The sequence below is a fragment of the Candidatus Hydrogenedentota bacterium genome, assembly GCA_035416745.1.
Lineage (GTDB): Bacteria > Hydrogenedentota > Hydrogenedentia > Hydrogenedentales > SLHB01 > UBA2224.
Genome location: DAOLNV010000009.1, coordinates 24,444 through 39,600 on the forward strand (window position 1 = coordinate 24,444; position 15,157 = coordinate 39,600).

The 15,157-nt window shown below is 59.8% G+C and carries 8 protein-coding genes; 6 read left to right on the forward strand and 2 right to left on the reverse strand.

Translation table 11 applies throughout. The annotated features are described in order from the left end of the window. Positions 1–160: 160 nt before the first annotated feature. The 3 genes from PLJ71_05180 (at position 161) to PLJ71_05190 (ending at position 4,149) form a co-directional block, all read left to right on the forward strand. A complete protein-coding gene (locus PLJ71_05180; GenBank protein ID HQM48057.1) occupies positions 161–1,123 on the forward strand; it encodes a sugar phosphate isomerase/epimerase in 963 nt (320 codons plus the stop codon). 130 nt (positions 1,124–1,253) lie between these two features. Then, positions 1,254–2,555, forward strand: a complete 1,302-nt coding sequence (locus tag PLJ71_05185) for a UDP-glucose/GDP-mannose dehydrogenase family protein (GenBank protein ID HQM48058.1) — start codon at positions 1,254–1,256, stop codon at positions 2,553–2,555. A gap of 514 nt (positions 2,556–3,069) precedes the next feature. Further along, entirely contained in the window at positions 3,070–4,149 is a 1,080-nt protein-coding gene (locus PLJ71_05190) for a 3-isopropylmalate dehydrogenase (protein HQM48059.1), read from the forward strand. A 151-nt stretch (positions 4,150–4,300) separates the two neighbouring features. Here the strand turns inward: PLJ71_05190 and PLJ71_05195 are convergent, their stop codons facing one another. Next, positions 4,301–7,822, reverse strand: a complete 3,522-nt coding sequence (locus PLJ71_05195; protein HQM48060.1) for a DUF6067 family protein — start codon at positions 7,820–7,822, stop codon at positions 4,301–4,303. Between the two features lie 325 nt (positions 7,823–8,147). Between PLJ71_05195 and PLJ71_05200 the strand changes: the two genes are divergently transcribed. After that, positions 8,148–9,380, forward strand: a complete 1,233-nt coding sequence (locus PLJ71_05200; GenBank protein HQM48061.1) for a glycoside hydrolase family 99-like domain-containing protein — start codon at positions 8,148–8,150, stop codon at positions 9,378–9,380. Between the two features lies 1 nt (position 9,381). Here PLJ71_05200 and PLJ71_05205 read toward each other — a convergent pair whose 3' ends face one another. Beyond that, positions 9,382–10,506 (reverse strand): DUF1573 domain-containing protein, encoded by a 1,125-nt coding sequence (locus tag PLJ71_05205; GenBank protein HQM48062.1) that lies wholly within the window; start codon positions 10,504–10,506, stop codon positions 9,382–9,384. 123 nt (positions 10,507–10,629) lie between these two features. Between PLJ71_05205 and ppk1 the strand changes: the two genes are divergently transcribed. Both ppk1 and PLJ71_05215 read left to right on the forward strand, forming a co-directional pair. Beyond that, positions 10,630–12,651, forward strand: a complete 2,022-nt coding sequence (gene ppk1, locus PLJ71_05210) for a polyphosphate kinase 1 (GenBank protein ID HQM48063.1) — start codon at positions 10,630–10,632, stop codon at positions 12,649–12,651. A 237-nt stretch (positions 12,652–12,888) separates the two neighbouring features. Continuing rightward, the gene (locus tag PLJ71_05215) at positions 12,889–15,156 is read left to right on the forward strand and encodes a hypothetical protein (protein ID HQM48064.1); all 2,268 of its coding nucleotides are present in this window, start codon (positions 12,889–12,891) and stop codon (positions 15,154–15,156) included. Position 15,157: the final 1 nt, after the last annotated feature.

Genomic DNA, 15,157 nt, shown 5'->3' on the forward strand with positions numbered 1-15,157 from the left:
TCAGCTGTACACGCTTTTTTGCGTGAAATTTCCGGAATGTCCGATTACACTGAACGAACCGCAACTTCAACGGACATTGAGACGGTAGGCGCCAGGCCGGGTGCGCGGCGCATCTTCTCATGTCCACCAGGGTTCAAAAACCAGAGGAGGGAGAACGACCATGAAGTTAGGTTTTCTCACAGCGCTCTACAGCAACATGCCGCTCAAAAAAGTCCTTGAACTCACGCGGCCGCTGGGCCTCGAGGCCATCGAAGTGGGCACCGGCAACTATCCCGGCGATCCCCACGCGCCCCTGCAGGAACTGTTGAAATCCAAGCCCAAGCGCGACGAACTGTTGGCCCTTGTCAAGAGCGAGGGGCTCATCATCAGCGCGCTGAGCTGTCACGGCAACTGCCTCCATCCCGACGAGAACTTCGCTAAGAAGAGCCAGCAGGTGCAGACCGACACCATCAAGCTGGCCGAATTGATGGGCATAAAGACCGTCATCGACTTCTCGGGCTGCCCGGGCTCCGACGAAGGCGCGAAACGGCCTTCCTGGGTTACTTGCCCATGGCCCCCGGAATACCTCGAAGCCCTCGAATGGCAATGGGACAAGAAAGTCATCCCCTATTGGTCCAAACAAGCCAAGTTCGCCAAGGAGCACGGCGTCCAGGTCGCGTTCGAAATGCACCCCGGTTTCGTGGTCTATAACACCGAGACCTTGCTCAAGATCCGGAAGGCCTGCGGCAACAATCTCGGCGCGAACCTCGATCCCAGCCACCTGTTCTGGCAGGGAATGGAGCCCATCGACGTCGTGCGCGCCCTCGGCAAGGCGATCTTCCACGTGCATGCCAAGGATTCGCTGGTCTACCCGCAGAACGCCCGTGTGAACGGCGTGCTCGACACCAAACACTATGGCGACGAAATCAACCGCTCGTGGATCTTCCGCACCTGCGGCTTTGGCCACAGCGTCGAGTGGTGGAAGGATTTCGTGTCCACCCTGCGCATGGTCGGCTACGACCACGTATTGAGCATCGAGCACGAAGATTCGCTCATGTCCAACAACGAAGGCTTGCGCAAGGCCGTCGAGTGCCTGAAACAGGCCATTATCTCCGAGAAAGTTACCGCGATGACCTGGGCCTGAGCCCCCTCCATGCATCGCTTTCGCGGGAGCCCCAACGTGGCGGGCTCCCGCTTTTGTTTTTCCCATGCCCGAAGCGGTGCCGCGATCGCGCCCAATGTGGTAGCATACGCCTCTCGGAAGGAGTGTTATCATGCGGATTTCGGTAATCGGAACGGGATACGTCGGCTTGGTCGTGGGCACCTGTCTCGCCGACACGGGGCATCGCGTGACCTGCGCCGATATCGACGCGGCCCGGATCGAACAGCTCCAGAAGGGGGAGATGCCTATCTACGAGCCCGGTCTCGAAGAACTCCTCACCCGCAATATTGAAGAGGAACGCCTGCGGTTCACCACCACTATCGAGGAGGCCATCGCCGATTGCCTGCTCGTCTTCCTCTGTGTGGGCACGCCGTCTCTCGAAAACGGCGAGCACGATGTTTCCGCCGTGATGGATGCCGCCGAACACATCGCACGGACCATGGACGGCTACCGCATCATTGTGAACAAAAGCACCGGCCCCGTCGGCGCCACGGCCCGCCTTGCCAAGCGCATGAAAGAACTCACCAGCCAGGAGTTCGACGTCGTCGTCAACCCGGAGTTCATGAAAGAAGGCGCCGCGGTAGACGACTTCATGCGGCCCGACCGCATCGTGATTGGATGCGAAGACGTCCGCGTACAGGAAATCATGCGCGAGCTCTATGCCCCCTTCCTGCGGACCGGGAAACCGTTCCTTGTGATGGATCTCGCCAGCGCGGAGATGAGCAAGCTCGCCGTAAACGCCATGATTGCCTCCCGCATCTCCGTCATGAACGAGTTTGCCACCTTCTGCGAGGCATCCGGCGCCGACGTGTCCCACGTGCGCGAGGCCGTCGCAGCCGACGGGCGCATCGGCCCCGCCTACCTGTTCCCAGGATTGGGGTACGGCGGCTCCTGCCTGCCCAAGGACGTCCTCGCCTGCGCCGCCTGGGCCGAAAAACAGGGTCTCGACGCGTTCATGCTGAAAGCGTGCGCGGCAGTAAACGACGGAATGTTGCGCCGTTTTACCGGCCGCGTCCTCTTATTCTACGGCGATGCAATCGCGCAGAAACGCCTCGCCGTGTGGGGCGCAACCTTCAAACCGAGGACCGACGACCTCCGCGGAGCACCCGCGCTCCGGGTCATCGACGCCCTCCTCGGCGCCGGCGCCGCAATCCATGCCTACGACCCCGTCGCAGGCAAGAAACTCGCGGCCCTGTATGGCGACCGTATCCAGGTGGCCAACAAGAGCTACGACGCACTCGCGGAAGTCGACGGCCTCATCATCTGCACCGAATGGAACGAGTTCCGCCGCCCCGATTTTGACCACATGGCCGAACTCATGCGCGGCCGCGTCATCTTCGACGGCCGCAACCTCTATACCCCCTCCATTCTCAAACGCAACGGCTTCCAGTACTTCAGTGTCGGGAGGGTGTAAACCGAGCTGCGGCGCCGGGAAGTAAAACAGGCCGGTAGAAGCGCCAACGGCGCGCTATATACCAGCCCAGCCTGAAGGGCTGGGACACGGCACAACACGGAGGTTGAAGGGCTGAAGGCCCGACACATGCGCGATCCGGCCTCATTTTGAGAATTGAATGCCTCCTGTACCGCGCTCCTTATTCGCCCTTCCATTCACACCCTTTACACCCTTCACACCTGCCATGCGAATCGGCATCAATGACGGCCGGAAAGAGACAAAAATCCACCCATCGTAGGCACTCTCATCCGTTAATAGCCGTCGTTCTTGCGGGGACAGCGCTGTGGCGCGGTCTTTTCCCCAGTCATGCAAGATGCGACGGTTACTCTTCATGGCATTACTATACAAGAACTGAATGGCTCCCAGCCGCGCCAGCCTTTTGCATACTCCCCCGCCGCGTGATAGTATTACGGCTTCCTGGGCACGGTGCGCGTGTCCAAGGTCCAGGAATCCTTAACGTTAGGGGGAGCACAGCATGTCCAAGTATAAGATTGCACTCATGGGTGGCGACGGCACGGGCCCCGAGGTGATGGCGGAAGCAGTGAAAGTCGTTCGAGCGGCCGCCGCGCGCTGCAACATCACCCTGGAAACCACCACCTACGACTTCGGCGGCAACCGCTACCTCGCTACCGGTGAAATTCTTCCGGATTCCGCGTTGGATGAATTCCGCAAACACGACGCGATCCTGCTGGGAGCCATCGGCCATCCGGATGTAAAACCCGGCATTCTTGAAAAAGGCATTCTTCTGCGGACCCGTTTCGAACTCGACCAGTACATTAACCTGCGCCCGGTCAAGCTGTATCCGAATGTCGAAACTCCTATCAAGAACAAGGGTCCCGAGGACATCGATTTCGTGGTCGTGCGCGAGAATTCCGCCGGACTGTACACGGGTTTCGGCGGTGTCCAGAAGAAAAACACGCCGCACGAGGTAGCCGAACAGTGCATGGTCTATACGCGATTCGAAGTGGACCGCTGCCTCAAATTCGCCTTCGACCTCGCACGCAAACGAAACAAGACGAACACGCTCACCCTTTGCGGCAAGACAAACGTGCTCACCTTCGTCTACGACCTGTGGGAACGCGCATTCCACGCCATGGGCGCCGCCGACTACCCCGACATCAAACGCGAGTACGCTCACGTGGATGCCATCACGATGTGGATGGTGAAGAACCCCGAATGGTTCGACGTCATCGTAACCGGAAACATGTTCGGAGACATCATCACGGACCTTGGCGCCATGGTCCAGGGCGGCATGGGAATCGCCGCGGGGGGCAACATCAACCCCGAGGGCGTGTCGATGTTCGAACCCATTGGCGGCAGCGCCCCAAAATACACCGGCCTCAACGTCATCAACCCGCTCGCGTGCATTTTCGCGGGCCACATGATGCTTGACTACCTCGGCGAACAGGAAGCCGCCGATCTAATCGAGAAAGCCTGCATCGGCTTCCTGAAAAGCGGCAAACTGCCCGGCATGTCGGCCAAGGAAATCAAAGAAAGCGGAATGTCAACCACCAAAATCGGTGATGACATCGCAAACCGGGTCGCCACGCTCTGACCCAACGTGGTGGGGCTTTTGTGAACGCCGCTCCTGGAACGCTTTTGCCAGGAGCGGCCCTCTCTTGTGCTCAGGCCGCCGGTTTCACTGGGAGCGCTTCACGTATTGAGACAGGCTCGCATCCGCTGGTGACGGCGGCGCCCGCGGCGTCTTATCCCATCTGCAAGAGCTTTACGATGGCCCGGGCAATGGCGTCACGACGCGCTTCGAGCGGCGCCGGATCCTTGGTGAACTCGGTCAGGCTTTTCGAAATATTGTCGGGGATCTCAAGCAGTCCTTCGTAGACGCTCCGCTCAGTGACCGGAATCTGCTCGCGACGCGAAGCGAACAACTTCGCGAGGATGACGAAATACTCGTAGTCCTCGACCCCGTCGCGCAGCATCTCCCAACGAATACTGTCCACGGGCCCCTCGAGCACCGGCTCCGGCGGGTTGCCGCCTGCCGCCGCCTCGGGCGGGTAGATGAACCGCCCGTCACCGTTGCCCCAGGGATGCCTCGTGCCGGCCGGCGTACTGTACCCCGACACCCAGCCCATCGGATCCTCGTACGGATTCTGGAGGCTGTCCGGATACGCCACGTCGCTCGTCCAGTAGTTGCTCTGCCACACAAGGATGCCCTGGACCTTGTTCTCCCACGTCTGCCACAGCCATACCCGAAGCTCAGTCGCGGGATGATCGATAAACAGGGTCGCATACGGCGCCTTCGGTCCGGTGCAGACATACCACCAGAACATATCGCCGGATGCGCGCCGTTCTTCCGCGACATCGTAGTTATACGCAGGCGTCAGCGGACACCAGATGTTGGGTCCGCCGATCAGTTCGGGCTCGACCTGCTCGGTCAGCATGCGGTTGATGTCCGGCGCGTTCTCCTTGAGCTTCCGAAAACCGTTCATCACGAATTCGTAGTCCTTCGGATCCGGTTCGTCGAACCAGTAAACATAGGATTCGCCGAGCCAGCCCTTTTCGCGCAGATGTTCCTGAAGCCCCTGGAGATATGCCCGGAAGACGTGCTGGTACTGGGGCGTATCCTCGGCGTACCCGAGAAGCGAGGGCTCGCTGCGCGAATGGAAGGTGCCGCCGCCCAGCCCCATCACCGGAAGTTGAAACGAGTTAAAACCGAGTTCGTCAATGGCGTGCGCCATGGCGGCGTCCCAGCCCGCCCAATCGAAGACGGGCTGGATTTGGTCCGGCGCCGTTTCATCAAGGTCCCCGCCTTCGGCAAGTGCCTGCCCTGTGCCCGCATCCTCAATGACGATATCGTCGTACCACATCGACCCGGTCGTGTCGCCGGCATCGGCCCACGTTGTCGGATATGCCGCGAAAGCAACGGTTCGAGCGCCTTCTGGAAACTCCGTGATCACGCGCTCAAATTCCTGCCACGTGCCGTCCCCGCCAATGACGATGTCCCGGTTCCTGCCGGACATCCACGCGCCGCCCGCGTCAAAATGCCGTAACGATACCAGGAATTGCTGGCCCGGCTGGTTCGTCTTGTACCAGAAGCGCAGGCGCAAGCCTTTTTCGGGTATCGCCATCGGGTCCGCATAGCTCATCGATACGTTCAGGTTCGCGTGGGGATCGTCCAGATAGCGAGAGGCGTTCCCGGCATGTTTCGTCTCGGTATCGGGACTCCCCCCCTGCCACTTCGGCAAACCGGCCCAACTCACGCCGATATCGTCCATCGGCGTGGGGTCATAGGGGCTGATGCGGTGCTCGCTGAAATTGGCCAGATACTTGTCCATCACCGCACGCTGCTGCTCAGGCTGTGTCAGCTTCTGATAGTTGAACACAAGGCCGGGGGAGAAGCCGAACGCCGAGACGCAAGTCATGCGCTCCGGAAGCGCAAAATCGTACACCTCGACGTGCAGCGGCGTCTCTGTATCCAAACCATCCGCCTGTATTCGAAGCGTGCCGCGATAGACGCCCGCTGGAATGCTTTCAGGGGTCTTCACCCGGACCCACATAGGCTGGTTCTCGCCCGCCGCCACCTCTATGGGGCCCCGCAAAGGCGGCAAGGGATCGGGCCACGGCGCGGCCACGCCCGTCTCGTCAGTCGGGGTCTGGACATCGACGTAGCGCACACGAAGCACCTCGACGGCCGATGCCGGAAGCTTGGCGCCTCCCGGCCCCTCGAGCTCGCTGGGCGTCACCGTCAGCCCCTTTACCGTTTGTTGAGGGGAGATTACCAGCTGAACAGCCTCGGTTTCGTTCCGCGCAAGGCGCACTTCCACCGCCTCGGCCTGCCTCGAAGGCGCCGGGCGAGTCCTGGCGATCCTCCAACCCGAAGAGGCGCGCCACAGCGTCACAGTGTCCGTCGAACCAGGCACGCGCTCCCCGTACCCCGTCTCGAACAAATGCGGGACGTAGAGGTCTGCGCGAAATGCAAACGCCACCCCGGGTCCGAGCGAGCATTCGAGCACAAACGCCCCCGAACCGGGAAGCTCATAAGGGATTTCGAGCGTGCTGGCCCCCGCCGGAATCTGCACTGCCGGACTGTCCAGAATGACCTTCCCGCCTTCGCCGATAACCGTAACCGAGGGCCTGGCGGCGACAGGGCCGCCCCTGCCGTTCTCGATCCTCAGACGAATGGTATTGTCTCCCCCGGGCATGGCGTCCCCGATGCTCTCGATAGCTGCCTTGACCTTCGCATCGGCCGCCGTAACAGCTACGAACGTGGTCTCGCCCCGTAACGTGACCGGCGCCCCGTCAAGCGTGGCCCGGCAGGTGTACGTGTTCAAGGTGAACGAACAGGGCCCCGAATTCCCGCCCGCCGCGTCTTGGACCATCCCCCGCAGACGGACATAGATTTCCCCGGCCGGAAACAAGGCATCCGGAATCGGAAACGTTGCGGCGCCGTCGGCGAAAGCCTCTCCGAACTGGTGCCAGGCCTGTCCATCCCGCGAGGCTTCGGCCACCAGCCGCCCCCCCGCATAGTACGAAATAGAGACTTCAATCCCGGCTTTGGTCTGGTTCCGGCCCGCGACATGGTGCCGATAAACGAGTTCGCTGCCCGAGCCAAAACTCCAGCGATTGGTGTTGAAATGGCACTGATGGCGAATGAGCGGACGCGACTGATTGCGCGAAACGGAGTAGTGCGGCGCGGCAAACTCGTAAACGTTGCCATCGATGCGCTCCCCTTCGCCCAGGCAAATCCCGTCCTTCTCCGCATAGAGCGGTTGTGCGGCGGAGACGGACACGTTGTCGAACGCCATGGCCCCGCCCACCTGCCATTGGCCAAACCGGAGCCATCCCGCACCGGGTTCCATCGTCGCGGGCGTAAAGAAAACCGAGCTATACGACGCCCAGTCCTCTGTCAGCGAGCCAAGGTCACGGTTGCAGAAATGCGGGCCGCTGATGGCCGTCCCAGTGTCTCCGCCCCAGCTTCGCGCATCAAACGTGACGACATAAACGGAGGACGGCTCGAGAGAAAGCGGCGCTGACTGCCAATAGTTGGTGTCGTTGCCCGTTCCCGTAACCTGTATCGCGCGAGAACCCTCGGACGCTTCGCCTTCCAGCCACGTGCCCGAGCCTCCCGAGAGCGCCCAACCCTCGGGCCCGTCCTGTCCCTGCTCGAAGGAAGCATTGGGTACCTCGATGACTTGGGCAAAACACACCGTGGACACAGCTATGGCCATTGTCAACACGGTCGAACGGATCATTCCACACGGCTTTCTCATCAACACACCCTCCGCGATGATGGAATTCGGTTTAACCTGGCGCACAGTGCATTCTATCAAGCAAGCCAATGGATTTCCTCATGCATCAGTGGACACGGAATCTATTCAGCAATCCCCAGACCGCTCTTGCGGGCCCGGCACCCTCGCCGGTCAGCCCCAGGCCACGTTATCTCTTGGCTCACTCTTCTGTCTGCTTGGCCAACCCTCCCCTTCTCACTCTTCACACATTCACACCCTTCAAACCCCGCCCCCCCTTCCCATCGCCGCTTGCTTGCTCCACACGCAGCAGCTACCATTGTTCCCAACGAACAGGAGGAGACAAGCGATGTTTGCTGCGTTTTTGACCTTAGGCGCTTTCTGTACATCAGGCGCGGCCGAGACGCCGCAGACCGCCGAGGCGGGGCAATCCATGCACGATGCGTACACCATTGCGGCGTACTACTTTCCGAACTACCATCCCGATGCGCGGAACGCGAAACAGCACGGCGAGGGATGGACCGAGTGGGAATTGGTGAAACAGGCCAAACCGCGATTCAACGGTCATCACCAGCCAAACATCCCGCTCTGGGGATACACGGACGAGTCAAATCCCGCGGATATGGCCCGGAAAATCGCAGCTGCCGCTGATCACGGCATTGACGCCTTCATTTTCGACTGGTATTGGTTCGATGACGGCCCCTTCCTGCAGCGGGGTCTCGAGGACGGCTTCATGAAAGCCCCGAACCGCGAGCGCCTCAAGTTCGCCCTGATGTGGGCCAACCACAACTGGCTCGACATTCACCCCGCACGGCTCGAAAAGCAAAGTGAACTGCTCTACCCGGGAACGGTTACCCCCGAGACCTTCGACAAGATGACGGACTACATCATCGAGACCTACTTCAAACATCCCAGCCACTGGCTCATCAACGGCCAACCGTACTTTTCGGTCTACGAATTGCACACCCTCATCCAGAGTTTTGGAACGCTTGACGCCACACGAGAGGCACTCGAACGGTTTCGGGAAAAGACCAAGGCGGCGGGGTTCCCCGGCCTGCACCTGAACGCCGTGACCTTCGGCGTACGCATCCTGCCCGGCGAAACGGCGGTTTCCGAACCCGAAGAGCTGGTTTCCCTTTTGGGCTTCAACAGCGTCACCTCGTACGTCTGGATCCACCACGTCGCCTTGCCCGAGTTTCCGCAGACGCCCTATGATTATGTGCGCGACAAATACATTGACCACTGGAAACAGGCCGCGCCCAGATACAACGTGCCCTATTTCCCCAATGTGACAATGGGATGGGATTCTTCGCCCCGCTGTCATTCCGACGACGCATTCAAGAATACCGGGTATCCCTTCATGGCAACGATCTCGAACAACACGCCCGAAGCCTTCGAGGGCGGCCTGCGCGCCGTGAAGGCGCTCGCGGATACCTTGCCCCCGGGCCCGCGCATCATCACCGTCAACTGCTGGAACGAGTGGACGGAAGGCAGCTACCTCGAACCCGATACCCGCAACGGCCTGGCCTACCTCGAAGCAGTTCAACGGGTCTTCGTAAACGAAAAACAGGCGCGGCCCTGAGCTACCGGGTTTGTCCCGAAGGCGGTACTTTTATGCCGGGTCCCGGCTTCGGATAATCTCTCACGTGGATGGGAATAGCTATCCGCTCCATGCCCGGGATATCGGTCAGAATAACCACCTCTTTACCTTCAAGCGCCCGGTCGACAGGCACATTGCTGAGCTTCACAAGAAGCCGGTTGCCAGGACGCGGGATGATTTCCGCCTGGATGCTCTGCACGGGCGTCTCCACGCCTTTCACGGCAAACTCACGCACGCTCCCTGGCATCACGTTCAAGAAGATCGCCGCCGGTTCCTGCTGGCCGGTTCCCTTGTCGTAGACAACCACTTCCTGGGGAACGACCTCAACTTTGTCGACAACACGCAGCGCTACCGGGATGTCAAATTGCGGATACTCCTGATTGTCCGTAGTTACATGGATTGTCACCGGGTGGGGACCCTTGGGCAGAGGCGGTTTGGTCCGCGCAAGAAGCGTATGCTTCATTCCATCCTCCGATGTTTCCAGGCTGACCTCGACATATTGGCTGTCAGAGCGGACGTCCGTAATCTTGAACTTTGCGGACTCCGCGAGCGATTGGATAGTCACGGTACCCTCGGCCGGAGCATCCATCCCTGAATAGCCCAGATTCAGGGTGCTGGGAGCTACTCGAACGCGCTCGATCGCCTTTCCCTGCATGGTAAGGCGCGTCTTGGTTTGAGAACCGCCAGTTGATGAAAGCACGTAGACCTGCTTCTGGAACGTCCCCTTGCGTCCTTTGAGCGTGACTTCCACCTCGAGCGGGCAGGTCTCGGCGGGGGCCAGGGTCTTTGCGTCCAGTTTGGCAGCGGTGCATCCGCAGGTAGTCATTACGCGGTCAATGGTGATCGGGGTGTTCCCCGAATTGCGCAACTGGAAGGTATGCTTCACCTTAGCAAGGTTGTCGCGCTCTCCGAAGTCGTACACGGGCTGGTCGCAAACAAGAGGCCCCACAGGCTCTTCTTGGTCCGTCAGCTCCGTTTGAGCTGTTGCAGGTGCTTGGGGCGCAGGCTGTTCCACGGCGCCGCCAGCGACACAAAAGACGGCCGAAAAGAGCAGGCACATCGTGACAAAACCTGAGAGCTTGCATATCGGACGAAAATCGTGTTTCATTGAGAAACCTCCGCTGCTCCGGATGGGGCTGTTTTTTGAGTAATAATACCCGTGCGAGGGTAGATTCGTCATCAGAAAGTGAATCTGGGCATCGACAAAGGTATATTCTTATAATCCAGGCGCATGCGAAATGTCCACCAAATAAGGGAAGTCTCGACCCTCTCCTTCAACGAACGCGTCCTGCAGGAGGCCGAGGACCGGCGCAATCCCCCTATGGAGCGGCTGAAGTTTCTTGGCATCTTCTCCTCGAACATGGATGAGTTCTTCAAGGTGCGCGTTGCCAGCGTGCAACGGCGTATCGAACTGGGACACAGCGGGATGCAGGACGTTCTCGAGGTGCTCGCCCACAAAGCGCGAGAGCTGGACGAGCGCTTCCGCGCCGCGTATGCAGACATCACCTCGACCCTGGCCGTCGAGGGTATCAAGATCTTCAATGAACAAGACATAGAGCACTCCGCAAAGGAATTAGGGCCCTGGCTGAATGACTACTTTCGCGAGAACGTGTTGCCAAGCCTCGTGCCGATCATCATTCGCAAGGAACTGCCGTTCCCTCAGCTGATAGACGGCGCCCTCTATTTCGGAGTCAAGATGTGGGGCGAACCCATACGCTACGCCATACTTGAAATACCGGCCGAGCTGCCCCGCTTCGTCGAGCTCCCCAACGGCGCAATCATGTATGTAGACGACCTCATCCGGCATTCGCTGAGCGACATCTTCTACATTTTCGATTATGAACGCATCGGCGCCTACGAGTTCAAAATCTCGCGCGATGCCCAACTGGATATGGATAACGACTTCTCCGAAGGTCATGTGCGCAAAATGGAGCGCGTACTGAAGCAGCGTAAGGGCGGGCGGCCCACGCGCCTGGTGCACGATGCAACAATGCCGATGGGATTGCTGCAGCTCTTACGCGAAAAACTCAAGATTACCAAGTACGACACGCTCATCGCAGGCGCCAGATATCACAACATGAAAGACCTCATGGGGTTTCCAAACCGGCGCGCGGATTTGTCCTTCGAGGAAATGGAGCCCGCGCCGCACCCTGTCCTCGACCGCGGCCGGCGCTCCATGGTGGACGTAATCCAGGAGCAGGACCTGTTGCTCACATATCCCTATCAGTCGTTCGACAACGTGATTCGATTGTTGCGTGAGGCCGCTATCGACCCCGACGTCGAAGAAATCAAGATGACCCTCTATCGCGTGGCGCGCCAGTCTCAGGTCGTCAACGCACTGATCAACGCCGCGCGCAACGGCAAGAAAGTCTTTGCTTCCATAGAGTTGCAGGCCCGTTTCGACGAGAAGAACAACATCAGGATTTCGGAGGTTTTAACGGAAGCGGGGGCGACCGTGGTATATGGCGTTCCGCCGATGAAGGTGCACTGCAAGCTGCTGCTGATCAAACGAAAGAAAGATTGGCTCGCCGGACTGTCCACCGGCAACTTTCATGAAGCGACCGGGAAGCTGTACGTCGACAGCACCTTGCTCACGTCGGACAAGAGTCTGGCCGAAGAAGCCGAAAGGGTGTTCGACTATCTCGACAACGCATCCAAGATGCGCGCGGTTACAGCACCCAGGTTCAAGCACCTGCTGGTGTCGCCCTTCAATGCCAGGAAAGCCATCTTGAAACTGATTAACCGGGAATTGAAAAAGGGGGAACACGGCTACATCTTACTGAAAGTCAACCATTTAACAGATGACAAGATCATCGGAAAACTGCGCGAAGCCGCGGATGCCGGTGTCAAGATGGACCTTGTCGTACGTACAACGTATGCGATGCTTCCTCATCCGAATATTCGTGCGATATCGATCCTCGACCGTTTCTTGGAGCATCAGCGTATTTACATATTCGGCAGGGGCGAAGACCTGACCGTTTACATGAGTTCGGCCGATTTGATGGAGCGCAATCTCGATTGGCGCGTCGAGGTGGCATTTCCCCTCTACGACGCGCGTCTGCAGCAGGAGGCGCTGCGTATCTGCGAAATCCAAGTCAACGATTCTTTCAAAGCGCGCATCCTCGATGAGATCCAGTCCAACCAGTATGTAAGCAACGGGAATGACGGCCTGCGCGCGCAGTACGAAACGCATGCTTACTACCGGCGCTTAGGCGTCGAGACGCCCCGGTTAACCGCGGCGGAAGGCATTTGAAACGGACAACGAAAGGCTGTGCCGTCACAACGTCTTGCGTACGTTTGCGGACGGCGGCTTCTTGTATTGCGCCTCGCATTTCGTTCAGGATTGTCGTTCACTCGACGAACTGACGTTCGCATATGATGCGGTGTGCCGTCCGGTTCGAGAACCGTACGGGGCCCGCTGGTAACTGGGTGATGCGGCTGCACAGCCGGCGGAACCCGTGGCTCTGGACTCTTCAGGAGGGTGTACGTCATGATCTTGGCCATTCTAAGCGCTGTGTTGCTGCACGCCGTCGAGCTTCCCGCGGGTAGCGCGCCCGAGCCGGTGGTGTTCGACCATTTCCCGAGCAGGCTTCACGCCTGCGTATGGCGCAACTGGACGCTTGTGCCGATGGAAACGCTTGCGAAGGCAACCGGTGCGGAAACCGCGGAACTCCTCGATATGGGCAGGGCAATGGGTCTCGAGGGGCCGCCGGAAATCACGTACGATCAGCAGCGCCGGTCCTATATCACGGTGATCCGCCGGAACTGGCATCTTATGCCCTACGAGCAACTGCTCGAGCTGCTCGGGTGGACCAGTGAGGAAATGGCGTATACCCTGCGCGAAGACGATTTCCTTTTCATCAAACTCGGCAGTCTGAAACCCAAATGCGAACCGGTCCGGTATGAAGAGCGCACGCCGCAGGTTCGCGAGGCCGAAGCCCGCATCGCCGGGTGGGTAAAAGAGGCATTCCCGGAAGGTGCCGGCATCCCGGAAGAACCGTTGTTCGCATTCGTGGAACGCCTCTCCCAAATGCCCCAAAAACGGCGTGAGACGCCCCGCGAGAGCCAGTTCAACCCGCGCTACGGACCGTCCTATTTCGCCCTTTACGGCGACCCCCTGTTGGAGGACGACCCGGAGAAAGGCTCCTTCCCGAACGGTTACCTCGCACGTCTGGCGGATTCCGGAGTGAACGGCGTCTGGATGCAGGCCGTGCTATACAAGCTGACGCCCTTTCCCTGGGATGAATCGTTGAGTGAACACTATGAGAGGCGCCTCGAGAACTTGAGGGCACTGGTAGCCCGCGCAAAAACGCAGGGTATCGGCATCTATCTCTATCTGAACGAACCCCGAGCCATGCCCGTGGCGTTTTTCGAAGAACATCCGGATATGAAAGGCGTGGTCGAGGGGGACTACGCGGCCATGTGCACGAGCGCCGGCGAAGTCCGCGACTACATCCGGGGGGCGGTGGAACGCATCGCCCGCGAGGTGCCCGATCTGGGCGGATTCTTCACCATCTCGGCGTCCGAGAATCTCACGAATTGTTGGTCTCACCACCAAGGGCAGAATTGCCCCCGTTGCGGCAAGCGCGCGCCGGAAGAGGTGATCGCGGAATTGCATGCGACCATCCGTGAAGGCATCCAGCGCAGCGGGTCTAACATCCAGCTCATCGCATGGGATTGGGGCTGGCAAGACCCGTGGGTCGAGGGTATCGTGCAACGGCTTCCTCAGGACGTCGCGCTCATGAGCGTGAGCGAATGGAGCATACCAGTGAAGCGCGGGGGCGTCGATAGTATCGTGGCCGAGTATTCGATTTCGACGATCGGGCCCGGACCGCGGGCCACCCGCCACTGGGGATTCGCGAAAGCGCACGGCCTGAAAACCCTGGCAAAAATCCAGACCAACAACACGTGGGAGTTGTCGCCGGTGCCGTACATTCCAGCGGTGGCGAACGTCGCACAGCACGGCGCCAACCTGCGGGAAACCGGCGTGGACGGCCTGATGCTCAGCTGGACACTCGGAGGATTCCCCTCGCCGAACCTCGAGGTAATCGCCGAATTGGGCGCTGACCGTAACCTGAGCGTGGACGGCGCGCTGCTGAAAGTGGCGCGCAATCGGGCGGGCGAGGTCCTCGCCCCCACGCTGGTCGAGGCATGGAAGGCCTTCAGCGTTGCGTTCGGCGAATATCCATACAACGGCGGTCTGGTATACAGCGCACCCGTGCAGATGGGCCCGGCGAATCTGCTCTTCGCCCAGCCTACCGGCTACGCGGCCACCATGGTGGGGATTCCCTACGACGACTTGCAGCGCTGGCGCGCGGTGTTTCCGGCCGACGTGTTCGCGCACCAGTTTGAAAAGATGGCCCAAGGCTTCCAAGAAGCGATCGGCAAGGTGCGCACAACGCTTCAGAGCGCGGAAGTCTCCGCCGAAGAGCGGGCCACGGTCGAGGAGGAGATGCGCGTGGCTGAAGTCTGCGCCATCCACTTCCAAAGCGTCGCCAACCAAGCTCGTTTCGTCATGCAACGGGACGCGCTCAACAACGACCCCGCCGCGGATGCGGCGCACCAGTACGTCGCGGCCTTGAACAGCCTTCTGGATAGCGAGATCGCCCTTGCCCAGAGAATGTATGCGCTCCAATCGCAGGATTCGCGGTTCGGCTTTGAAGCGTCGAATCACTACTTCTATGTGCCGACGGATCTGGTGGAAAAGGTCATCAATTGCCGCAGTCTGCGGGAGGGGTGGCTCGCGAAGAAGCAGTAGG